Source organism: Roseibium sp. RKSG952 (assembly GCF_009711355.1).
In genome coordinates this window covers 44,594-66,486 of the sequence record NZ_SMMF01000954.1, presented here as the reverse complement: position 1 = coordinate 66,486, position 21,893 = coordinate 44,594, and the positions used below count along the sequence as shown (strand labels likewise).

General features: G+C 57.2%; 27 protein-coding genes and 1 pseudogene. 20 read left to right on the top strand and 8 right to left on the bottom strand.

The window, feature by feature from the left end; all coding sequences use genetic code 11:
* From E1297_RS35960 to E1297_RS35945, 4 genes are all read right to left on the bottom strand, one after another.
* Positions 1-705 carry a lytic transglycosylase domain-containing protein gene (locus E1297_RS35960; protein ID WP_209016208.1) on the bottom strand — a complete coding sequence of 235 codons (705 nt, stop codon included), beginning with the start codon at positions 703-705 and terminating at the stop codon, positions 1-3.
* A 72-nt stretch (positions 706-777) separates the two neighbouring features.
* Positions 778-1,206, bottom strand: a complete 429-nt coding sequence (locus tag E1297_RS35955) for an Lrp/AsnC family transcriptional regulator (RefSeq protein ID WP_155146700.1) — start codon at positions 1,204-1,206, stop codon at positions 778-780.
* 56 nt (positions 1,207-1,262) lie between these two features.
* Positions 1,263-2,582, bottom strand: a complete 1,320-nt coding sequence (locus tag E1297_RS35950) for an MFS transporter (protein ID WP_155146699.1) — start codon at positions 2,580-2,582, stop codon at positions 1,263-1,265.
* A 3-nt stretch (positions 2,583-2,585) separates the two neighbouring features.
* Positions 2,586-2,849, bottom strand: coding sequence for a metal-sensing transcriptional repressor (locus E1297_RS35945; protein ID WP_155146697.1), 264 nt, complete (start codon positions 2,847-2,849; stop codon positions 2,586-2,588).
* 132 nt (positions 2,850-2,981) lie between these two features.
* Between E1297_RS35945 and E1297_RS35940 the strand changes: the two genes are divergently transcribed.
* The 7 genes from E1297_RS35940 (at position 2,982) to E1297_RS35910 (ending at position 7,767) form a co-directional block, all read left to right on the top strand.
* A complete protein-coding gene (locus E1297_RS35940) occupies positions 2,982-3,596 on the top strand; it encodes a ribonuclease D (protein ID WP_368669799.1) in 615 nt (204 codons plus the stop codon).
* Entirely contained in the window at positions 3,593-4,561 is a 969-nt protein-coding gene (locus E1297_RS35935) for an SIS domain-containing protein (protein ID WP_155146695.1), read from the top strand. Before E1297_RS35940 ends, E1297_RS35935 begins: the two co-directional genes overlap by 4 nt.
* Positions 4,562-4,573: 12 nt before the next feature.
* Positions 4,574-5,173 carry an LPS export ABC transporter periplasmic protein LptC gene (gene lptC / locus E1297_RS35930; protein WP_170336666.1) on the top strand — a complete coding sequence of 200 codons (600 nt, stop codon included), beginning with the start codon at positions 4,574-4,576 and terminating at the stop codon, positions 5,171-5,173.
* Positions 5,174-5,176: 3 nt separating this feature from the next.
* A complete protein-coding gene (locus tag E1297_RS35925) occupies positions 5,177-5,668 on the top strand; it encodes an LptA/OstA family protein (protein ID WP_209016207.1) in 492 nt (163 codons plus the stop codon).
* Positions 5,668-6,426 (top strand): LPS export ABC transporter ATP-binding protein, encoded by a 759-nt coding sequence (gene lptB / locus E1297_RS35920; RefSeq protein ID WP_155146694.1) that lies wholly within the window; start codon positions 5,668-5,670, stop codon positions 6,424-6,426. The genes E1297_RS35925 and lptB overlap by 1 nt, the downstream gene beginning before the upstream one ends.
* 252 nt (positions 6,427-6,678) lie before the next feature.
* Complete coding sequence (gene raiA / locus E1297_RS35915) at positions 6,679-7,242, top strand: ribosome-associated translation inhibitor RaiA (protein ID WP_039541074.1); 564 nt, start codon at positions 6,679-6,681, stop codon at positions 7,240-7,242.
* A 60-nt stretch (positions 7,243-7,302) separates the two neighbouring features.
* The gene (locus E1297_RS35910) at positions 7,303-7,767 is read left to right on the top strand and encodes a PTS sugar transporter subunit IIA (protein ID WP_155146692.1); all 465 of its coding nucleotides are present in this window, start codon (positions 7,303-7,305) and stop codon (positions 7,765-7,767) included.
* A 67-nt stretch (positions 7,768-7,834) separates the two neighbouring features.
* On the opposite strand, the gene E1297_RS35905 is transcribed toward E1297_RS35910, so the two are convergent.
* A complete protein-coding gene (locus E1297_RS35905; RefSeq protein ID WP_155146690.1) occupies positions 7,835-8,350 on the bottom strand; it encodes a CAP domain-containing protein in 516 nt (171 codons plus the stop codon).
* Between the two features lie 159 nt (positions 8,351-8,509).
* On the opposite strand from E1297_RS35905, the gene E1297_RS35900 reads away from it, so the two are divergent.
* Together E1297_RS35900 and E1297_RS35895 are read left to right on the top strand one after the other, a co-directional pair.
* On the top strand, positions 8,510-9,109 hold the full coding sequence (locus E1297_RS35900; protein WP_155146689.1) for a L,D-transpeptidase: 600 nt from the start codon (positions 8,510-8,512) through the stop codon (positions 9,107-9,109).
* 139 nt (positions 9,110-9,248) lie between these two features.
* On the top strand, positions 9,249-9,431 hold the full coding sequence (locus E1297_RS35895; RefSeq protein ID WP_155146687.1) for a hypothetical protein: 183 nt from the start codon (positions 9,249-9,251) through the stop codon (positions 9,429-9,431).
* A gap of 73 nt (positions 9,432-9,504) precedes the next feature.
* Here E1297_RS35895 and hemH read toward each other — a convergent pair whose 3' ends face one another.
* Both hemH and E1297_RS35885 read right to left on the bottom strand, forming a co-directional pair.
* A complete protein-coding gene (gene hemH / locus E1297_RS35890; protein WP_155146685.1) occupies positions 9,505-10,554 on the bottom strand; it encodes a ferrochelatase in 1,050 nt (349 codons plus the stop codon).
* Positions 10,555-10,609: 55 nt separating this feature from the next.
* Positions 10,610-11,386 (bottom strand): methyltransferase domain-containing protein, encoded by a 777-nt coding sequence (locus E1297_RS35885; protein ID WP_244328005.1) that lies wholly within the window; start codon positions 11,384-11,386, stop codon positions 10,610-10,612.
* A gap of 10 nt (positions 11,387-11,396) precedes the next feature.
* On the opposite strand from E1297_RS35885, the pseudogene E1297_RS51385 reads away from it, so the two are divergent.
* The 5 genes and pseudogenes from E1297_RS51385 to E1297_RS35865 all read left to right on the top strand — a co-directional run.
* Positions 11,397-11,648 (top strand): annotated as a pseudogene (locus tag E1297_RS51385) (double zinc ribbon domain-containing protein); the annotation flags it as partial.
* A 162-nt stretch (positions 11,649-11,810) separates the two neighbouring features.
* On the top strand, positions 11,811-12,185 hold the full coding sequence (locus tag E1297_RS49965) for a phosphoribosyltransferase family protein (protein ID WP_209016206.1): 375 nt from the start codon (positions 11,811-11,813) through the stop codon (positions 12,183-12,185).
* A gap of 37 nt (positions 12,186-12,222) precedes the next feature.
* Positions 12,223-12,480, top strand: coding sequence for a glutaredoxin 3 (gene grxC, locus E1297_RS35875; RefSeq protein WP_155146681.1), 258 nt, complete (start codon positions 12,223-12,225; stop codon positions 12,478-12,480).
* Entirely contained in the window at positions 12,480-13,310 is an 831-nt protein-coding gene (locus E1297_RS35870) for a carbon-nitrogen hydrolase family protein (RefSeq protein WP_155146679.1), read from the top strand. Before grxC ends, E1297_RS35870 begins: the two co-directional genes overlap by 1 nt.
* 14 nt (positions 13,311-13,324) lie before the next feature.
* Complete coding sequence (locus tag E1297_RS35865; RefSeq protein ID WP_155146677.1) at positions 13,325-13,765, top strand: MarR family winged helix-turn-helix transcriptional regulator; 441 nt, start codon at positions 13,325-13,327, stop codon at positions 13,763-13,765.
* A 2-nt stretch (positions 13,766-13,767) separates the two neighbouring features.
* Here the strand turns inward: E1297_RS35865 and ubiG are convergent, their stop codons facing one another.
* Positions 13,768-14,514 (bottom strand): bifunctional 2-polyprenyl-6-hydroxyphenol methylase/3-demethylubiquinol 3-O-methyltransferase UbiG, encoded by a 747-nt coding sequence (gene ubiG, locus E1297_RS35860; RefSeq protein WP_155146675.1) that lies wholly within the window; start codon positions 14,512-14,514, stop codon positions 13,768-13,770.
* A 48-nt stretch (positions 14,515-14,562) separates the two neighbouring features.
* On the opposite strand from ubiG, the gene pip reads away from it, so the two are divergent.
* From pip to infB, 6 genes are all read left to right on the top strand, one after another.
* Complete coding sequence (pip, locus tag E1297_RS35855) at positions 14,563-15,540, top strand: prolyl aminopeptidase (protein ID WP_155146672.1); 978 nt, start codon at positions 14,563-14,565, stop codon at positions 15,538-15,540.
* A complete protein-coding gene (locus tag E1297_RS35850; protein ID WP_155146670.1) occupies positions 15,537-16,358 on the top strand; it encodes an ABC transporter substrate-binding protein in 822 nt (273 codons plus the stop codon). Before pip ends, E1297_RS35850 begins: the two co-directional genes overlap by 4 nt.
* Before the next feature lie 183 nt (positions 16,359-16,541).
* On the top strand, positions 16,542-17,132 hold the full coding sequence (gene rimP, locus E1297_RS35845; RefSeq protein WP_155146668.1) for a ribosome maturation factor RimP: 591 nt from the start codon (positions 16,542-16,544) through the stop codon (positions 17,130-17,132).
* A complete protein-coding gene (gene nusA / locus E1297_RS35840; protein ID WP_155146666.1) occupies positions 17,132-18,751 on the top strand; it encodes a transcription termination factor NusA in 1,620 nt (539 codons plus the stop codon). Before rimP ends, nusA begins: the two co-directional genes overlap by 1 nt.
* A 22-nt stretch (positions 18,752-18,773) precedes the next feature.
* Entirely contained in the window at positions 18,774-19,397 is a 624-nt protein-coding gene (locus E1297_RS35835; RefSeq protein WP_155146664.1) for an RNA-binding protein, read from the top strand.
* An 8-nt stretch (positions 19,398-19,405) separates the two neighbouring features.
* Positions 19,406-21,880, top strand: coding sequence for a translation initiation factor IF-2 (gene infB / locus E1297_RS35830; protein ID WP_155146662.1), 2,475 nt, complete (start codon positions 19,406-19,408; stop codon positions 21,878-21,880).
* Positions 21,881-21,893: the final 13 nt, after the last annotated feature.

Sequence of the window (21,893 nt, the reverse complement as noted above, 5' to 3'; positions counted from 1 at the left end):
CTAGTTGAAAGCGATAAAGGCGGAGGCTGATCCGGCGGTCGGAACCAAAGACCCAAGCGGGCGCAGCTGTGATTGAGACTGTGCTGGGTGAAGAGGGATCAGGGGTGCAGCAGCAGCCGTGAACGGATCGCGACTGCTGCCCCTAACGTGCGTTGGCAACGTGCCATCCAATTGCGCCAGAATGGTCTGAAAACGGGCCGAATATGCATCGGCAAGTTCTGGTGTTCGGGAGTGATAGGCTCCTGCAGCGGCAGGCCAAGATCCAAGCTCGATATAAAGCTCCTTGAGGAACCGCGCTGCATAAGTTGCATTCTCATCCGGATCGAACATCGCATCAATCGAACGGAATGCTTTGCCATGCCAGCGGTAGTTGATCTGGAAGCAACCAACATCGAAACTGCGCGCACCGGATTTGAAGACCTCAAAGAGATAGGACTTGGCTTCGATCTCGGTGTTGAACCAGAAGCCCCTGCCGTTCAGATTGACTGTCCAGGGCCAGGGTTTCAGATGATCATCTCGCATACGCCCGGTTTCGACTCGGGTGATCGCCTGCAGGATTTCGAGTGGTACACCTTCTGAGCGTGCAGCGCGCTGGGCGGCCTGATCACAGATCCCGCCAGTTCGGGCATCTGGCATGGCAAAGGCCACATGCGCCACCAATGCTTGCGAGAAAATCAGGAGAAGTGGGAATTTGATATCTGGCATTCTGCCGGTCCGGGATTCTGATCGATCCCGGACAAACTAGCCAGCTATCGGTTTACAGACGGTTATCGCGTCTCAGCTTCGATCGATGCGACGACCGAATACGACGCTGGTATTCGTGCGCAGGACGCCTGGGATTTTGGCTAGGTCGTCAACCAGAATGTCCAGATCTTCGATCCGAGGCGCTTCTGCCGACAGCAGCAGGTCAAACTCGCCATTGATCGAGAGGCACAGCTTGACTTCCGGGTAGGCCTCAAGCCGTTTGATGATGCGAGTGGTTTCCTTCTGCTGAACTTCCAGCAAAACGATGACCTGAACCTTTGGTGTATCCTCGGCCTGACGCAGCTTTACCGAATAGCCCGCGATCACGCCGCGCTCTTCCATACGGCTGATGCGCTCATGAACGGTTGTTCGGGCAACCCCAAGCGTCGCGGCGATGCGGGTGGTCGAGTCGCGCGCGTTATGTTGCAGGGCGGCAATGATGCGACGGTCTAGCTGATCCATGAAAGCTCCGAGTCGGGCAGGGCGTAACCCGGTTTATGGCAGTTTGGCGCCCATGCTCAAGATTTGCGCGGATAGCTGGGGTGCAGATCATCGATAATGATAGGGTGTTCGTGGGTGGCTGAACCGGCCACATGTGGGTGATCCTTTGGAAGATCGGGGTGGTCATGCTGGACCGGACCATGATCAGTGCGCGGCCACGCGATCAGCGCGCCAAGAACCCCAAAGACTGCGGCGGTCGCCATCCAGGCCAAAGCAACAGTTGCGCCATAACTGGTCATGAGCCACCCGGCCAACGGATAGAGCACCAGCCAGCAGGCGTGAGACAAGGTGAACTGCGCGGCAAACACCGCCGGACGATCTTCTGCATGGGCCGAGCGGGTAAGCAAACGCCCGGATGGTGTCAGGGTTGTAGAGTATCCGAAGCCCACAAAGGCCCAGATCAACGTTAGCAGCATCAAAGAAACAGGAATTGCAGCCGCAAGCAGGGCCGCAATTGCCATCGCCGCAGTTCCCAGAGCTGCACCGGTCAGCATAACCTTGCGATCTTCGATTTTTTGCAGCAGTGGGGGCAGTGCAAAGGCCGCCAACATGGAACCTCCACCAAATCCGGCAAGTGCGACGGCGACGGCGCTTTCGGAGAGGCCCAGATCAGTGCGCACGATCACGACCGTGTTGACGATGACCATCGAACTCAGCGCTGCAGCGCTCCAGCTGAGGGCCAGCAAACCGCGCAGCCGCGGCGTTTTCAGATAAATGCGAATGCCGCGCGTCGTGCGGTCGTATATCCCACGACGCTCTTTTGGTTTTGGCGAGGGGAGTGTGACCGATACAACCAGCAGCGCCGAGGCGACAAAACCAATGCTGGTGCCCCAGAACAGGCTGTCAAAGCTGACCAGCAAGAGCAGCGCAGCGGCCAGCATTGGGCTGAGCAGGCTTTCCATATCAACGGCCAGCCGGGACAGGGACAGCGCTTTGGTATAATCCTGCTCATCCGGCAGAACATCGGGAATCGTCGCCTGAAAGGCGGGGGTAAATCCTGCAGAAGCGGATTGCAGTACAAAAATCAGAACATAGACCTGCCAGACCTCAGTGACGAACGGCAGGCAGACAGCAACCGCGGCACGCACAAGATCCAGCGCGACCAACATCTTACGTCGATCCAGTTGTTCTGCGAAAGCCGCCGCTAGTGGGGCGATTGTGACATATGCCACCATTTTGATGGTCAAAGCTGTCCCCAGAACCATACCCGCAGCATTTCCGGCCAGATCATAAGCCAGCAGGCCCAGCGCAATCGTGGCCAGTCCAGTTCCCGTCAGGGCGACAATCTGTGCCGCGAACAGATGGCGATAGGTGCGATTTCTGAGAATGCTCAGCATTGGTTACAGGTACTTTGTGATGGTTTTGAAATCGTCGATGCCGGAGCGGTCACTGTTGGTCTCGGGCGAGAGGCAGTGATCGATATGGTCATGGATCAGAACACGCTTGGCATTGGTTATGGCTTTTTCGACCGCAAACAGCTGCTGCGCAATGTCGGCACAGGGTGCGTGATCTTCGAGCATGGCAATAACCTTGGCCAGATGCCCATGTGCACGTTTCAGACGCGCAGTGATCTGTGGATGAGATTCGTGTGTGTGGTTCGTCATGGATTATCCTTATCCTCCCCATGGGGATATTGTCAATTCAGGTGCGCTCAGTCGGCGGGCTTGTACCGAGAGCGTTGAGTTTACGGGCCAAACCTCCTATCTCGGGGTCGATACCGCACAAAGGAATTTTTCGTGGCCAACCACCTGTACAAGAATGACCTGCCGGATGGGCTGGATCTGGGTCCCGTCGTAGCCATCGATTGTGAAACCATGGGGCTGAACCCGCATCGGGATCGCCTGTGTGTGATCCAGATGTCGGGCGGTGATGGCAACAGCCACATCGTTCAGGTCGAAAAGGGGCAAGCTGCAGCACCAAACCTGTGTGCCATGCTTGAAAACCCCAACGTGTTGAAATTGTTTCACTTCGGCCGTTTCGACATCGCTGCGATGTATCATGCGTTCGGCGCGTTGGCGGCCCCGGTTTATTGCACCAAGATCGCAAGCCGGCTTGTACGCACCTATACCGACCGTCACGGTTTGAAGAACCTGTGTCAGGAATTGCTGGGTATCGACATCTCGAAACAACAGCAGATGAGCGACTGGGGAGCTGAAACTCTGACAGATGCCCAGCTGGAATATGCTGCATCCGACGTTCTTTATCTGCACCGCCTGCGGGACGAGTTGAACAAACGTCTGGATCGCGAAGATCGGGCTGAGATGGCTCAGGCCTGTTTTGATTTTCTGCCGATGCGTGCGAAACTTGATCTCGCTGGCTGGCCCGAAACGGATATTTTTGCGCACTCATGACCGACAACGAGTCTTTTCTGAAAACCGCAAAGCAGGTCGTCACTGACGAGGCCCGCGCCCTTGATGCTCTTGCGGGCAGCCTCGATCAGGATTTTGCCGAAGCGGTGCAGATGATCCTGCAGGCTACGGGCCGTATCATCGTCAGCGGTATCGGCAAGTCTGGCCACATTGGTCACAAGATTGCTGCAACGCTGGCCAGCACCGGCACGCCCGCCTATTTCGTGCATCCAGCCGAGGCCAGTCATGGTGATTTGGGCATGTTGTCCAAGGGCGATGTTGTCCTCGCGATTTCGAATTCGGGAGAAGCGCCTGAACTGGCAAACCTGCTGGCTTTTACACGCCGTTTCGGAATTCCGTTGATCGGATTGTCCAGCAAGCCCGAAAGCACATTGATGAAACAGGCGGACGTGCATCTGCTGATCCCATCGATGGGCGAGGCCTGTGGGTTTGGCATGGTGCCATCCATATCGACAACACTGACGTTGGCTATGGGCGACGCCTTGGCCATCGCGTTGATGAAGTATCGTGACTTCAAGCCTGAGAATTTCCGAGATTTTCATCCGGGTGGCAAACTGGGCGCACAGCTCAGCAAGGTGCGTGATTTGATGCACACCGATATTCCTGTCGTTCCGTCTGGCACGCAGATGAGCGAAGCCCTGTTGGTTATGAGCCAGAAGGGGTTTGGTGTCGTTGGAGTAACCGGCGAGAATGACCGCTTGTTGGGCATTGTCACTGACGGGGACCTTCGCCGCCATATGCAGGGGCTTCTGGATTTGACTGTCGATGAGGTCATGACAATTGATCCCCGCACAATTGGTCCCGACGAGCTGGCCGAAGGTGCGGTGGCGTTGATGACCATGCAAAAACCGAAAATCACATGTCTGTTTGTTGTTGATCCCGCGTCCGGTGGTCGGGCCGAGGGCATCCTGCACATCCATGACTGTCTGCGGGTCGGTTTGGGCTGACGGGAGGCTGAGGTGGACCGTTATTCACGTATGGTGCAACTCCTCAAGGTTTTGCTGCCTCTGGCGGCAATCCTGTTGCTGTCGACTGTTTTTCTGCTGTCCAGAAGTATCGAGACTAATGTCTCTGTGCCCTTTACCCAGCAAGATATCGACGCGCGCCTCGCGGACCAGTTGGTGACACGCCCCCACTATCGGGGAACAACCCGCAAGGGCGAGGACATTCAGGTCGAGGCTATTCAGGCAACACAGGGCACCAACGGTGATGTTCCGACGGCAACCGAATTTACCGGCCGCTTTGGGTTACTGAATGGTGGAGTGATCACCCTGGATTCCAATACCGGCTCGATCCGTCCGGACAAAGGGACCGCCACTTTTGTCGGGGATGTGGTCATTACCACAACCGACGGTATCCGGGTGACGACTGATTTGCTGAACACGTCGCTTGATGAAATTCGCGGCGACACACCGGGTCAGGTCGATGGAACCGGTCCGATCGGCAATTTTACGGCAGGTCGCATGACCTTCGGGACAGAAAAAAAAGACGGTCCGGTCCATATTCTTTTTACAGATGGCGTTAAGTTGGTATATGAGCCGGAAAAAGCAGAAAGATAACCTGTGTTTGATTTACGTGTAGTCCCAGTTTGCATTGCCCTGGCCTTTGGCGCGGTATCAGCGATCGCCCAGGAAACGCAGGTTGCGTTCGGTTCGGCCAAGGCCGACCCTACACTGCCGGTCGAAGTCACCTCTGAGACGCTCAACGTAAACCAGGAAGACGGTTCAGCCGAATTCATCGGCGACGTCATCGTTATTCAGGGTGAAATGCGCCTCACGGCAGAGCGGGTGCTAGTAATCTACAACGAAGGCCGATCTGCGATCGAACGCATGGAGGCCACCGAGAATGTGGTTCTGGTCAGCCCACCAGATGCTGCTGAAGGTGACTGGGCCGAATACACCATCGATTCAGGTGTGATTGTGATGAAAGGCAACGTGTTGCTGACGCAGGGGCCGAGCGTAATCAGTGGCGATGAGATGGTTGCGAATCTGACGTCGGGAACCGCAACCATGTCTGGTCGCGTGAAGACAATTCTTCAACCGGGTGGGAATTGATGAACCAGCCGAAATTGTCTGTCGCCGAAGGATCGTCCGGTCTGCGCATTGAAAAGCTGCGCAAGTCCTATCGCAAAAAGACGGTAATCCGCGACGTGACCATGACTTTGGATCGGTCCGAAGTCGTCGCGCTACTTGGGCCGAATGGCTCCGGCAAGACAACGACCTTTTATTCCGTGGCTGGCCTTGTCTTTCCCGAGGCTGGCACCGTCACGATCGACGGACAGAATGTGACTACCCTGCCGATGTACCGTCGCGCCCGCATGGGAATCGGATATCTGCCGCAGGAAATGTCGATCTTTCGCGGCATGAGCGTCGAAGACAACATTGCAGCGGTTCTTGATATCACGGTCAATCATGCGCACCGGCGCAAAGAGCGTCTGGAAGAACTGCTTTCGGACTTTTCAATCGAACATCTGCGTCGCGCTCCGGCGCTGGCCTTGTCTGGTGGTGAACGCCGTCGCGTTGAAATTGCACGCTGTCTTGCGGCTGATCCTAAATATCTGCTTTTGGATGAACCTTTTGCCGGTGTTGATCCCATCAGTGTTGGCGACATCCGGCATCTGGTGGCTGATCTAAAAAAGCGCGGAATTGGTGTTCTGATTACGGATCATAACGTGCGGGAAACGCTGGAAATTGTGGATCGCGCCTACATTCTGCATGACGGTCAGGTTCTCATGTCCGGCACACCGGATGAGGTGGTCGAAAACGAGAATGTGCGCCGAGTTTATCTGGGTGAAAACTTCAGAATCTCATAGGCTTGCGCGGAATTGCGCCGGTTGCATGGCGGAAATCGCGTATATACACACCTGTTTTGATTGACTCTTCCCTCGCCTCTTGGCTCAATTGGTGCATGGCATTTTTTCGGTTCCAGTCTGGATCTCGATGTCCCTTCTTCGAAGGGCAGGTCCGGAGACTACCACAAAAAATGTCGCTACCCCCCACCCGATAAAAACAAGTTCGTCACGTAACGTGACGTCAGAATGGGTGTGAATTGTGAAGGAGATCACATGCGTTACCAAATCAGCGGAAAACAGATCGACATCGGCGCGGCCCTGCAGACCCACGTGCAGACCGAGCTGGGCGAGGTCGTAGGCAAGTATGCCCAGCGGCCAACAGACGCCAACGTCGTCTTTTCCCGTTCAGCGCATGAATATGTATGCGAAACCACAGTGCATCTTTCCACTGGCCTAACGGCTCAGGCCAAGGCTCACGCAACCGAAATCTACGCAGCTTTCGAAGGGTGCTGCGACAAGATGGAAACACAGCTTCGGCGCTACAAGCGTCGGCTGAAGGACCATCATAAGGATCGTTCTGAGCCTGTTGAACTCTTCGGGGCCTCGTCATATATCCTCGCCTCTGACGAATCGGAGACGGCCGACGAACCCGAATCCCTGCAGCCAATGATCGTGGCTGAGATGGAAACGAAGATTCCATCGCTGAGTGTGGGTGAGGCTGTCATGCAAATGGAACTTGCAGGTGCACCTGTACTTGTGTTCCGGAACGAGAATAAGGACGGATTGAATGTCGTGTACCGTCGGGAAGACGGAAACATCGGCTGGATCGATCCTTAAGAGGCAAGGATAGCGGCGAACCCCCGCATATCAGCGGGGGCGTCGCCATGGAGCGTTATCATGGAGCTTTCGAGCATTCTGAAGCCCGAGGCAGTGCGTGTTCTGTCGGCCGCTTCCAGCAAGAAGCGGTTGTTTCAGGAAATCGGCGATGTCGCAGCAAGCACGCTTGGGCTTGAGGCACAGGAAGTTGTGGACAATCTGCTCGAGCGCGAAAGCCTCGGCCCGACTGGTGTTGGGCATGGAGTGGCGTTGCCGCATGCCCGTTTGCCGGGTTTGGATTCTGTTGCCGGTGTCTTCGTGATGCTGGAAAAGCCAATCGATTTCGGCTCGGTCGATCGCCAGCCTGTTGATTTGGCATTTTCCCTGTTTGCTCCCGAAGATGCGGGTGTGGACCACCTGAAGGCGCTTGCATTGGTATCACGCACACTCAGAGATACTGCAGTTTGTGCAAAACTCAGGGCCAATCCCGATCCGGTGAAGCTCTACGCGATTCTGACGGCCGCGCAGTCTATGCAAGCCGCTTAATCACTGCCAAATAAAAAAGACCCCCTGTTTTATGGGGGTCTTTTTTGTTTCAGGATATGAATTCAGATCAGCCGCCGCTTCCCATTTCAAGCGTCCACCAGATTTTTCCGCCGCTTTCCTGATGCCATGCGAAACCCATCTGCGTGGCTTTGGGATCCATGATGACTGCACGCGGTCCGGGCTCCTGCATCCAGGCGGCCAGTGTTTCGGTTTCGGTCTCATAGGTTTCCGAAATCGCTTCACCCAGGAAGGTGCCATAATATCCGGCGCGGGCGGCGCGATCGATCGGGGATGAACCATCCGATCCAAAGTGCCAGGGCCGGTTTTGTCGTGACATATCTTTGGCATGGGTTGCTGCGGCGGCGTTCAGTTGTGAATTCAGCTGTACGGACTGCAGACCGGAGGCCTGACGTAACGCGTTGACCGAATCGAGCATGCGGAACTGGATTTTGTCCGGGTTGCCGCGAATCTTGTAGACGGTGGGCAGAGGACGACCATCTGCCCCCAATGCGGTGGTTCCGGTGTCCGTACATGCCGCCAGTGCGACAAAGCAAATAAACAGTAAAGAAACGATACGCGTCATGATGGGCCTGATAATTGTTTCGACAAGGGGAATAGCCTGCCTTAACGTTCTGAGCAAACGCGCAGTGCCTGAATCGTGCGTGATTCTGCCGGTTTGATTTGCGACTGAAGCATTCTGGCAATAAAATACATCAGATTTTATAACAAAGGACCGTTTGCCATGGTCAAAAAGAATATTCGTTCGACAACCCGCCGTGGTTTTCTCGCTGGCGCGTCTGCCGCCCTGGCGACGCCTGCCGTAGCCCAGTATATTCCCGGAGATCCTCTGCGACCTGCGCCTGAAGCAGAGCCCGCGGTTCGCCGTAATGTATCGGGGTTCAGGGCGCTGGATTGGCAGCCTTACTTCTCGAACACCAACAATGGTGCAATTCTGGTCGATACCGTGTCGCGGGCTCTGCACTATTGGTCAGCAGACCAATCGACCTACAAACTTTACCCTTCATCGGTGCCATTGACCGAGGAACTGACCCGCAGAGGGCGTACCAGCGTCATCCGCAAGGTCGAAGGTCCAAGCTGGTCACCAACGCCTTCGATGAAGAAGAGAAATCCGGAATGGCCCGACTATATTCCTCCGGGACCGGATAACCCCTTGGGAACACACGCTTTGTACCTGAGTTGGAAGTACTACCGCATCCATGGAACGCATGACACCCGCAAAATCGGGCGTCGGTCGTCCAATGGCTGCATAGGGTTGTTCAACGAAGACATCGCTGAGCTGTTTTCAATGGCGAAGGTCGGCACGCAAGTGTTGCTAATTTGACGACATTTTCGCGCACGAACCCGCTTGTGGCTCAAGTTGCAATTGCATTCCAACCGCATAGCTGATTAGAAAAAACCACGAGGTAAGTCTTGGGTGTGCGGTTCCGATTGTTGGAATCGCGCAAATTCTGGAGGTTAATATGAAGAAACTCGTTCTCGCCGCTGCACTGACCGCTGCTGCTTCGACCGCATCTGCTGGCAACCTGGAAGAGCCGGTTGTTGAGGCACCTGTTGTTGTTGAAGAAACTCAGGGCACATCGCAGGGCATCCTGCTGCCGCTGATCCTGCTGGTCGTAGTTGCCGCAGCTGTTGCAGCAAGCTAATTTGACGAGAGTCATCAAGAGAAAAGGCGGTGGAGTTTCCACCGCCTTTTCTTATTTCTGACATCTGGTTTGTTCAGTCCAGCCAGCCGCGCAGGTTATCTTCGATCACTTTGCCCAGTGCCGATATGTGGGCATCCTGATCGTTCAGGCACGGAATATAGGTGAATGTCTCGCCTCCGGCCTCTTCAAAGCTCTCGCGAATCTCTTCGTTGATCTCTTCCAGCGTTTCGATGCAATCGGCGGAAAAAGCGGGCGCAATCACCGCGATGTTCTTTTTCCCTTGCTTCGCAAGTTCAGCCACATGATCCACAGTGTAGGGTTTGAGCCATTCTTCCGGCCCGAATCGTGACTGGAACGTCGATACCAGCTGATCATCTGACCAACCCAGCCGTTCCTTCAGCAATCTGGAGGTTTTGACGCATTGGCAATGATACGGATCACCCTGTTGCAGGTATCGCTCGGGCATTCCGTGGTATGAACACACCAGAACATCGGGCCTTGTTTCCATCCCGGCATAGGCCGTTTCGACGGATTGCGCCAAAGCATCGATGTAAGCCGGTTCATCGAAATAAGCCGGAACCGTTCGGCTGGCAGGCTGCCAGGCCTCTTTCATCAAGGCGCGAAAGAACTCGTCATTTGCCGTTGCTGTCGTAGCCCCGGCGTACTGGGGGTACAGTGGGAAGAACAGAATGCGATCGCATCCTTCGGCAACCATTTGCCGAACCTTTGATTTAGTCGAAGGATTGCCGTAACGCATGCAGAAATCCACCAGCACCCGGTCCCCATACCGCTCCTGCATCGCTGATTTCAGCTTGGCGGTCTGATCTTTAGTGATGGTCATAAGCGGGCTTTCGCCCTTGTCGTGATTCCAGATCGATTTGTAGGCTTCGCCTGAACTGAATGGCCGCTTGGTCAGAATTATACCCTGCAGAATCGGCTGCCATTTCCAGGCCGGGTAGTCGATGACCCTCCTGTCTGAAAGGAACTCATTCAGGTATCGGCGCATGGGCCAATAGCTGTAGTCGTCGGGCGTTCCCAGATTTGCCAGCAGGACACCAACGCGGCCCATCTTGATTTTGGGGTGATCGGCTTTGGCGTGCGCGGGGCGGGTGGCATCAAGCATAAGAAGCTTCCTGAAAATTAGGTTCGCACCTGAGATAAATGGAATTGGCCGATCGTCAATCGGGCAGTTTGCCCTCATCGGTTCCCAGAGCTTCAGCCAACCGCATCTGAGCCGACCCGGGACGCAAGGGTTTCGGTTGACTTTCATCGGGTAACCAACCTGTCAGGCAGATCAGTTCGAATGTCGCGGATAGCCGACCATCAGGTGCCGGGAAGTGTGATCGGTATATTTCTTGGGCTTTACTGAAAACCGCCCGATGCGTCGGATGCCTGAGGCGCCCAGTCAGAGCGTTGTTTTCCCCCATCGCCCGCAGGTCGCGCATCAGGTGCCAGATATCACGGTATTGCGCAGTGAGTGGGAGTTTGTCTGCTACTGGCAGCGCGAAACCGGCGCGCTGCAGCAGACCTCCCAGATCGCGCAGTTCTGCCATGGGCGCGACACGAGGGCTGAGGCCACCTGTTACTTCGACTTCGGCTTGTCCGAGCGAAGCACGCAGTTCATGCAGGGTTTCGCCGCCCAGACAGATCACAAGCATCAGCCCGTCAGGTTGAAGGGCCCTGTTACATTGGATCAACTGGCCCACCGGATCATTCGCCCAATGCAAGGCCATGGCATGGATCACAAGATCATGAGACCCAGCTTGCAGGTCGAGCACTTCGTCATCTCTGATGATCCGGGCATCAGGAATGATGTCACTCCAGATATCAGCAAACGGGCTCACAATCGCTGGTGCTGTAAAGGTTTTGTTAACCAAGGAAAGACGATCCTTGATCTCATCAATGGCCGCTTCGTGAAGGAACAGCGCATCCTCGCGGACACGGGCGCGGTGCATAGCAAGGCTCTTGCGGTCAAACAGAGAGGGTGCATTGGACGCAGGCAATTTCATAGGCCGCAAGTATCGCATCTGGCAGCAGATTCAAACCGCTGTCGAGCTGATCTATCCTCCTCGATGCATGGGATGCGGGGAATTGACGGAGTCCGATTTCGGACTCTGCGGCTCTTGTTGGCGTGATACGCCTTTTATCGGCGGAGTGGTTTGCGAAAGCTGCGGAACCCCGTTGCCCGGGGATACGGACGATCATCGGATTGAATGCGATGATTGTATGGATGTGCCTCGGCCCTGGCGTGATGGGCGGGCGGCCTTGCTGTATGAGGGAAAGGCGAGGTCCTTGGTCTTGGCATTGAAGCACGGGGATCGGCCGGAGTTGGCTCGACCCGCTGCGCGTTGGATGGCGCATGCAGGGCGCGAAATTATTGTGCCAGATATGCTCATTGCACCTGTACCGCTCCATTGGACACGGCTGATTAAACGTCGCTACAACCAGTCAGCTCTGCTGGCGCAGAACCTCGGGCGCGAAACCGGTCTGCCTGTGTGTCCCGATCTGCTGGTTCGTAAACTGCGTACTCCAGTACTGGATGGCAAGACCGCAGCAGAGCGGGTTGAGGTGCTGATGAATGCCATATCCGTACATCCGAAACGTGGTCACCATCTGGCAGGGCGGGATGTATTGTTAGTGGATGACGTCATGACGTCGGGTGCGACATTGTCGGCCTGTGCGCGCGCCTGCCTTGCATCAGGCGCAAATCATATTTTCGTGTTGGTACTGGCACGCGTTGCCAAGGATGCCTAATTCGCTCAGGATTGCGCGAAACCCAAGGGAACGGAATATGAAACCGGTAGAAATCTATACCTCGCCTTTGTGCGGATACTGTCATGCGGCCAAGCGTCTGTTGAAACAGAAGGGTGTCGAGTTCAAAGAGATCGACGTGCTTTTGCATCCCAAACGCAAACCCGAAATGATCAAGCGTGCCGGTGGAAAGCGCACTGTTCCCCAGATTTTCGTGGGTGAGACACATGTAGGTGGCTGTGACGATCTGTATGATCTGGATCGTCAGGGTAGGCTGGACGGTCTTTTGGCGGCCTGATGAAAACAGCACTGCTGCAGATCACCTCGTCGGACGACCCGGCCGAAAATCTCGAAGCTGTGCGCGCCATGATGGCCGATGCCGCTGCTCAGGGCGCTCGGTTCATCCTGACGCCCGAGGTTACCAATTGCGTCTCGACCAGCACGACGCGGCAGCGTGAGGTTCTGCAACACGAAGAAGACGACATCTCTCTGACTGGCCTGCGTGAGCAGGCCGCCGCGCTGGGCGTCTGGCTGTTGATCGGCTCTTTGGGGATCAAAACTCATGACGCTGACGGCAGATTCGCTAACCGGTCTTTCATGATCAACCCGCAGGGTGAGATCGTGGCGCGGTATGACAAGATTCATATGTTTGATGTGCAGGTCACCGAATCTGAGACATTCCGCGAATCAGCAAACTATCGGCCCGGAACCAGGGCCGTTGTGGCTGATACGGACTTCGGCAAGGTCGGAATGACAATCTGCTACGACCTGCGCTTTCCGCATCTTCATTCGGCGCTGGCACGGGCTGGTGCACGCATTTTGACGGTTCCGGCGGCGTTTTCTCCGGTCACGGGTGCTGCGCATTGGGAATCACTACTGCGTGCCCGGGCCATAGAAAACGGGTGTTGGGTGATTGCGCCTGCGCAAACCGGCGAGCATCCCAATACGCGCGGAAAGACGCGTTATACCTATGGTCACAGCATGGTTGTTGCCCCTTGGGGAGAGGTGCTGATCGACGCAGGGACCGAGACCGGCATTCACTTTTTCGATTTGGATGATAGTTCTGTGACGGAGGCACGCCGACGCGTACCCTCGCAGACACATGTCCGTCCCTTTGACGGGCCCTGATCCAGAACCGGACCATGACTGACGAAACCAATGCCCTTGCGGTCGCGCTGTTCAGCGAGATCCTGACCGCAGATCAATTATTGCGGAATCGGCTGAGCCGAGTACTGCCCAAGGGCATGGAAATTTCGCATTTCTCGGTGCTCAATCATCTGGTTTTTGTTGGTGGTGAACGGAGCCCGGCGCAACTGGCAAACACGTTCCACGTGACACGCGGTGCCATGACCAACACTTTGGCCAAACTGGAATGGGCTGGTTACGTCCATATTCGCCCTGACTGGGACGACGCCCGCCGCAAGATGGTTGCGATCAGCCCGGCCGGGCGGCGTGCGCGCGATCAGGCCATTTCCTCGATCGCGCCTTTGATCAATCGTGTCGTTGGTGAGCTGGGGCTTGAGCGCGTTCGCGCCACCTTGCCAGTGTTGCGTGATCTACGCATCCAACTGGAAGACGAATAGGGTCAGCCGGGCTTCACACTCGCCGTCACATAATTCACGCTCAGATCCCGGTCCGAGATCGACCAACTCCACAGAATCGGGTTGAACACGAACCCCTTGCGGTCGACCGGATCCAATCCTGCCTGACGCAGCAGGTCGAACAGCTCATCCGGGGTGATGAACTTGTTCCATTCATGCGTGCCGCGTGGCAGCCAGCGCATGACGACCTCGGCCCCGAAAATGGCCATCGCATAGGATTTCGGGTTGCGGTTGATGGTGGAACAGATCTCAAGCCCGCCGGGTTTCAGCAATTGCTGCGTGGCGGTCAGGTATGACAGCGGATCGGCCACGTGCTCGACCACTTCCATGTTCAGAACCACGTCGAATTGTTCACCAGCGGCGGCCATGTCCTCGGCAGTGGTGTGGCGATAATCGATCTGCAGCCCCGATTGTTCGGCGTGGATACGGGCAACCGGCAGATTCCCTTCGGCGGCGTCCGCGCCGACAACCTCAGCTCCAAGGCGTGCCATGGGTTCGCTCAGCAGCCCGCCACCGCAACCAATGTCCAGCAGGCGAAGACCCTGAAACGGCCTTGCGTCTTTCAAATCGCGGTCGAATTCGGCTGCTATCTGCTGTGTGATATAATCAAGACGGCACGGGTTGAGCATGTGCAGCGGTTTGAATTTACCATGCGGATCCCACCATTCCGCAGCCATCGCCTCAAATTTTGCGATCTCGGATGGGTCCACAGTGTTCGGATGCGCTTGCATTCCTGTCTCCGTATGCTCTTTTACGCTTAAGGACTATATAGGGCCATAATGGACAAGTACCCGGACCAAAAGCGCGCAGTTCAATATCTCTATCCGCCGACCGATCCTTTTGATCAGCGTGTGGTGGATATGGGCGATGGACACCGCATCTATGTGGAACAATGCGGAAATCCCGATGGGATACCCGTTGTGGTGCTGCATGGGGGGCCCGGTGGCGGCTGCAGCCCTGCGATGCGGCGGTACTTTGATCCCAAGGCGTATCGGGTGATTCTGTTTGATCAGCGCGGGTGTGGACGGTCACGGCCGACGGCGTCGGTTGAAAACAACACGACCTGGCATCTGATCGCTGATATCGAGCGTTTGCGCAAAATCTTCGAAATCGATGAATGGATCGTCTTTGGGGGCAGCTGGGGCGCGACATTGGCGCTGATTTATGCTCAGACCCATCCGGATCGGGTCAGCCGGCTGGTTCTGCGTGGCGTATTCCTGATGACGCAGGCCGAACTGGACTGGTTCTACGGCGGCGGTGCCGGGAAATTCTGGCCCGAGCAATGGGCAAAATTCACCTCTCTTCTGCCAGCGAACGAGTTGTCCGACACAATTGGCGCGTATCACAAACGGTTGTTTTCGGGAGATCGCGCGACCGAGATCCTTTATGCCCGCGCCTGGTCGCATTGGGAAAACGCGCTAGCCTCAATCCATACGAATGGCTCGGTTGGCGAAAGCCCCGGCGAATATGCGCGCACATTTGCGCGGCTGGAGAATCACTATTTCATCAATGGTGGTTTCCTGGAGTTTGATGGGCAAATTCTGGATCAAATGGATCGTATCGCGCATATACCCGGACATATCGTGCAGGGTCGCTACGATATGATCTGCCCGCCTCAGGCCGCGTGGGAGCTTGCCGAGCGTTGGCCAAACGCGGATCTGAAGATGGTGCGTCAGGCCGGTCACGCGTTGTCCGAGCCCGGAATCAGTGCCGAACTGGTTCGCATCATGGATCGTGTGGCGGAGGGTTTGGTATGACGCGCATTGACCGTCGTGCCCTTTTTGCATCCGGTGCCGCTGCAGCGCTGCTGGCGGCTACTGGGGCATCACTTGCTGACACCCCCAAATCCGGTGGCGTTCTTCGGCTGGCGGTGCCGCGTGATGACAGCCTCGAACAGGTTGCGCGCGGTGCGGTCTTCGACAATCTGACGGAAATTGCCCCGGACGGAACCCTGCGCGGAGAATTGGCAACAGGATGGCAGACTGATGCGGATGCGCGTATCTGGACCTTTGATTTGCGCGATGACACGCGTTTTCATGATGGCGATGCGCTGAGGGTCGAGGATGTGCTTGCCGTTTTGGCGCAGGTTGGGCAGGTCGAAGCGCTGGACCCCAATCGCTTACGCCTTGAGCTGACTGAGGCCAATCCCGGATTACCCTTCCTGCTTGCCGACAGTCGTTTCGTTATCACCCGGGATGGGCAGGATGTGACGCCGCTCAAATCGGCGAATGGAACGGGCTGTTATCGGGTTGAGCGCGCGGAAGATGGTCGGCACTTTCTGGGGCGCCGCGTAGCCGGTCACTATAAGGATGGCCAGGCAGGCTGGCTGGACGCAGTAGAGATCGTCGTAATTCCGGATGCCACTGTTCGGGCCGAAGCCCTGCGCGACGGGTTTGTGGATGTTGCGGCAATGCCGGATGCTGATGGGATTCGCTCGGTACGCGGATTGCGGTTCCACCCGACCGAGGCGGAATTGGCACTTGCCGTTTCATCAAATGTGGGGCTGCCGCGCCAGATCGGGCGGCAAGGTCCGTTGGATGACGGGCGGGTCGCTGAACGCTGGTGGATGATCTGAGTTCGGCGGAATTCTGACCCTGTTTTGTCTGGCCGGCGACGTGGGGGTTGCAGATTCGGATTCTCCTGCGTATATGCATTTGCAACAGCGGCGTGTCGGACTTCTGGTCCGGGGCTCCACCGGAAAAGATCGACGGGCCGCGCGCCCGTTTTTTTGTGCCCGTATGACAGGGTAGAGAACCAGATGACAAACGACCTGATAGCCAAAGCAGCCATCGACCGGCGACTGGCCGAAATCATCACCCCCGTGATCGAGGATCTGGGGTATGAGCTGGTCCGCATCCGCCTGATGAGCGGCAAGCAGACCACGCTGCAGATCATGGCAGACAAGCCCGATGGCGGTATCGAAGTGGATGACTGCGCCGAAATCTCGAACGCGGTCAGCGCCACGCTGGATGTCGAGGACCCGATCCTCGACGCCTATACGCTTGAGGTATCGAGCCCCGGTATCGACCGCCCGCTGACCCGTCTCAAGGACTTTGAGATGTTCGAAGGCTATGAGGCCAAGCTGGAAACCTCGGAGCTGATCGATGGCCGCCGCCGCTTTAAGGGTGAGCTGGCCGGGATCGAGGGCGACGAGGTTCTGATAAACCTCCCCGAGGGGGACGAGACCATCACCATCGGTCTGCAATTCGACTGGCTGAGCGACGCCAAGCTGGTTCTGACCGACGACCTGATCAAGGAAATGCTGCGCCAGCGCAAAGATGCGGGTGCTCTGAACGAAAACGCCTTCGACGAGATTGAGACCGAAGGGTCCGAAGAGGAGACGAACTGATGGCAATTACCTCAGCCAACCAGCTGGAGCTTTTGCAAACCGCCGAGGCCGTGGCCCGCGAAAAGATGATCGACCCCGGTCTGGTCGTCGAAGCGATGGAGGAATCGCTCGCCCGCGCCGCCAAGAGCCGCTACGGCGCTGAGATGGACATTCGCGTGTCGATCGACCGCAAGACCGGCAAGGCGACCTTCACCCGCGTCCGCACCGTGGTCGAGGATGACGAGCTGGAGAACTACCAGGCTGAGATGACCGTCGAACAGGCGCGTCAGTACATGGAATCGCCCGAGGTTGGTGACGTTTTCGTCGAAGAAGTTCCGCCGGTCGAAATGGGTCGTATCGCGGCACAGTCGGCCAAGCAGGTTATCCTTCAGAAGGTTCGTGAAGCCGAGCGTGATCGTCAGTACGAAGAATTCAAGGACCGCGCAGGCACCATCATCAACGGTGCCGTCAAACGCGAAGAATTTGGTAATGTCATCATTGATCTCGGTGGTGCCGAGGCTGTTCTGCGCCGCAACGACAAGATCGGCCGCGAAAGCTATCGCCCGAATGATCGCGTGCGTGCGTATATCAAGGAAGTACGTCGCGAGGTTCGCGGCCACCAGATCTTCCTGTCGCGCACCGCACCGGAATTCATGGCCGAGCTGTTCAAGATGGAAGTGCCGGAAATCTACGACGGCATCATCGAAGTTAAGGCCGTGGCCCGTGACCCCGGTTCGCGTGCCAAGATTGCTGTGATCTCGTATGACGGCTCGATCGATCCTGTCGGTGCCTGCGTTGGTATGCGCGGTAGCCGTGTTCAGGCCGTTGTAAACGAGCTGCAGGGAGAAAAGATCGACATCATCCCGTGGAACGAAGATCAGCCGACCTTCCTTGTGAACGCGCTGCAGCCCGCCGAGGTCTCCAAGGTGGTTCTGGATGAAGAAGCAGGCAAGATCGAAGTTGTGGTTCCCGAGGAACAGCTGTCGCTTGCCATCGGTCGCCGCGGTCAGAACGTGCGTCTGGCCAGCCAGCTGACCGGTCTGGACATCGACATCATGACCGAAGCCGAAGAATCGGCGCGTCGTCAGAAAGAATTCGAAGCCCGCACCAAGCTGTTCATGGATAGCCTGGATCTGGACGAGTTCTTCGCTCAGCTGCTGGTTTCCGAAGGGTTCACCAACCTCGAAGAGGTTGCCTATGTCGAGATCGACGAACTGCTGGTCATTGACGGTGTGGACGAAGGCACCGCGCAGGAACTGCAAACACGTGCGCGCGAATTCCTTGAAGCACAGGCAAAGGCCGCTCTGGATGCGGCCCGTGCCTTGGGTGCCGAGGACAGCCTTATTGAATTCGAAGGCCTGACACCCCAGATGGTTGAGGCTCTGGCCAAGGACGACGTCAAAACTCTGGAAGACTTTGCAACCTGCGCAGACTGGGAGCTGGCCGGTGGCTGGACCACAGTCGATGGGGAGCGCACCAAGGACGATGGCGTTCTGGAGCCTTTCGGTGTGTCGCTGGAAGAGGCGCAGGATCTGGTTATGACCGCGCGTATCATGTTGGGCTGGGTTGATCCGGCTGAACTGGAACAGGCCGAAGAAGAGGTCGACGGCGAGACAACTGAAGAGGAGGCCGAGGCCTGATCGCAGGCCTCGGGTGGCGCAAATGGGTCGCGGTGGCGTCCATAAAGATCGGTCCGAAGGACCTGAGCGGAAATGCATCGCCACGGGCGAGATTCAGCCTAAATATGGGTTGATACGCTTTGTGACGGGGCCCGATGGTCAGGTCTTTCCGGATGTTGCAGCTAAACTGCCGGGGCGTGGTGTCTACGTATCGGCGGATCGCGCCGCTCTGGATCAGGCTGTGGGCAAAAAGCTGTTTGCCCGCGGGTTCAAGGCGCAGGTGACCGTGCCTAAAGACCTGACGGACGAAGTCGAAAGGCAGGTCTCGCGTCGTGTAATCGAACTGCTGAGCCTGGCACGCAAGTCGGGCGACGCGGTTGCTGGTTACGAAAAGGTCAAGACGTGGCTGGACCGGGAAGAGGCACAAGTGCTGATTCAGGCCGTCGATGGATCGGGGCGCGGCAAGTCGAAACTGAGCACGCCGCACTTCGGTAAATACATCGGATGGCTGACCGCAGACGAATTAGGACAGGCATTTGGGCGCCAAACCGTGATTCATGCGGCGCTGGCCTCTGGCGGACTCGCCAAACGTGTTGTAGAGGAAGCGCAGCGCCTGCGTGGCTTGCGCGAAACGGATGACGGCGGCAGGGGCCGCGCGGAAGGGTAAGAAGCTTTATGAGCGATAATGACGGCAAAAAGACATTGGGTCTTCGTGGCGGGGCACGCCCCGGAAATGTGAAACAGAGTTTCAGCCACGGACGCACCAAGAATGTCGTGGTGGAAACCAAACGCAAGCGCGTGGTGGTCCCCAAGCCGGGTGCGACCAAACCGGGCGGTGGTGCTGCGCCATCGGGTGATCCTTCGCGTCGTCCTGCAGGTATCTCCGACGCCGAAATGGCGCGCCGGATGAAGGCATTGCAGGCCGCCAAGGCCCGTGAAGCCGAAGAGGCCGCAGCCCGTGAGGCAGCCGAAAAGGCGCGCGAAGAAGAGCGCGCCCGCCGTCGTGCCGAGCAAGAGGCCAAGGAACGTGAGCAGCGTGAAGCTGAAGAACGTGCCCGTGCCAAGGCCGAAGAGGAAGAGCGCAAGCGCAAAGAGGCAGAAGAAGCTGCCAAACGTGCTGCAGCAGCGCCTGCACCGGAAGAGCCCAAAGCGGCGCGCAGCCCGGCAAGTAAACCAGCGCCAGCAGCCGCACCGCGCAAGCAGGAGCGCGAGCGCGAACAGCGTGGCCGTGGCAAAGGACGTGACGACAATCGTCGTTCGGGCAAGCTGACTCTGGGTCAGGCCACCGGTGGCGAAGGCAACCGTCAGCGTTCGATGGCCGCGATGAAGCGTAAGCAAGAGCGCGCGCGTCAGAAAGCCATGGGCGGCACGGTCGAGCGGGAAAAGGTGATCCGCGACGTTCAACTGCCCGAGGCGATCATGGTATCCGAGCTGGCCAACCGTATGGCCGAGCGCGTGGCCGACGTGGTCAAATCGCTGATGCAGATGGGTATGATGGTTACGCAAAACCAGACCATCGACGCCGACACTGCAGAGCTGATCATCGAAGAATTTGGCCACAAGGTGACCCGTGTCTCTGATTCGGATGTTGAAGACGTCATCAAAGAGGTCGAGGACGACGAAGGCGATCTGCAACCGCGTCCGCCCGTCATCACCATCATGGGTCACGTTGACCACGGTAAAACCTCGCTGCTGGACGCGATCCGTGATGCACGGGTTGTTGCGGGCGAGGCTGGTGGCATCACCCAGCATATCGGTGCCTATCAGGTGAAAACCGATGGTGGTACAACGCTGACCTTCCTGGATACGCCGGGCCACGCGGCCTTTACTTCGATGCGCTCACGCGGTGCTCAGGTAACGGATATCGTGGTTCTGGTGGTTGCAGCCGACGATGCGGTGATGCCGCAGACCATTGAGGCGATCAACCACGCCAAAGCGGCCGGAGTGCCGATGATCGTAGCGATCAACAAGGTCGACAAACCGGACGCCAACCCGGACAAGGTGCGCACCGATCTGCTGCAGCACGAAGTGATCGTCGAGAAGATGTCGGGTGAGGTTCAGGACGTCGAAGTGTCTGCCATCACCGGTCAGGGTCTGGACGAACTGCTCGAAGCCATCGCGCTGCAAGCCGAGATTCTGGAGCTGAAGGCCAACCCGGATCGCGCCGCTCAAGGTGCCGTGATCGAGGCGCAGCTGGATGTAGGTCGCGGCCCTGTGGCCACCGTTCTGGTTCAGAACGGCACGCTGCGTCAGGGCGATATCTTCGTTGTGGGTGAGCAGTACGGTAAGGTTCGTGCGCTGATCAACGACAAGGGTGACCGCGTCAAAGAAGCTGGCCCGTCGGTTCCGGTTGAGGTTCTGGGTCTGAACGGTACGCCCGAAGCGGGCGACGTTTTGAATGTGACCGAGACCGAAGCACAGGCCCGCGAGATCGCTGCCTATCGTGAGCAAGCCGCCAAGGACAAACGCGCTGCCGCTGGTGCCGCGACAACCCTTGAGCAGCTGATGCAGAAGGCCAAGGAAGACGAAAACGTCACCGAGCTGCCGATTCTGATGAAAGCGGACGTGCAAGGTTCTGCCGAAGCTATCGTTCAGGCGATGGAGAAGATCGGCAACGAAGAGGTGCGCGTACGCGTGCTGCACTCGGGCGTTGGCGCGATTACCGAAACGGATGTCGGTCTGGCCGAAGCCTCTGGTGCGCCAATCTTCGGGTTCAACGTGCGTGCCAACGCATCGGCGCGGAACACTGCGAACCAGAAGGGTGTCGAGATCCGCTATTACTCGGTGATCTATGACCTTGTGGATGACGTGAAAGCCGCTGCCTCTGGCCTGCTGAGCGCCGAGATCCGCGAGAAGTTCATCGGTTACGCCGAAATCCGCGAAGTCTTCAAGGTCACCGGCGTTGGCAAGGTTGCCGGCTGTCTGGTCACCGAAGGCGTTGCCCGCCGCTCCGCAGGTGTTCGCCTGTTGCGCGACAACGTGGTGATCCACGAAGGTACGCTGAAGACGCTCAAGCGCTTCAAGGACGAAGTGGCCGAGGTTCAGTCGGGTCAGGAATGCGGTATGGCGTTCGAAAACTACGACGATATCCGTGCCGGCGACGTGATCGAAATCTTCGAGCGCGAAGAGGTTACTCGTACACTGGATTAATTTCGGTCAAGTC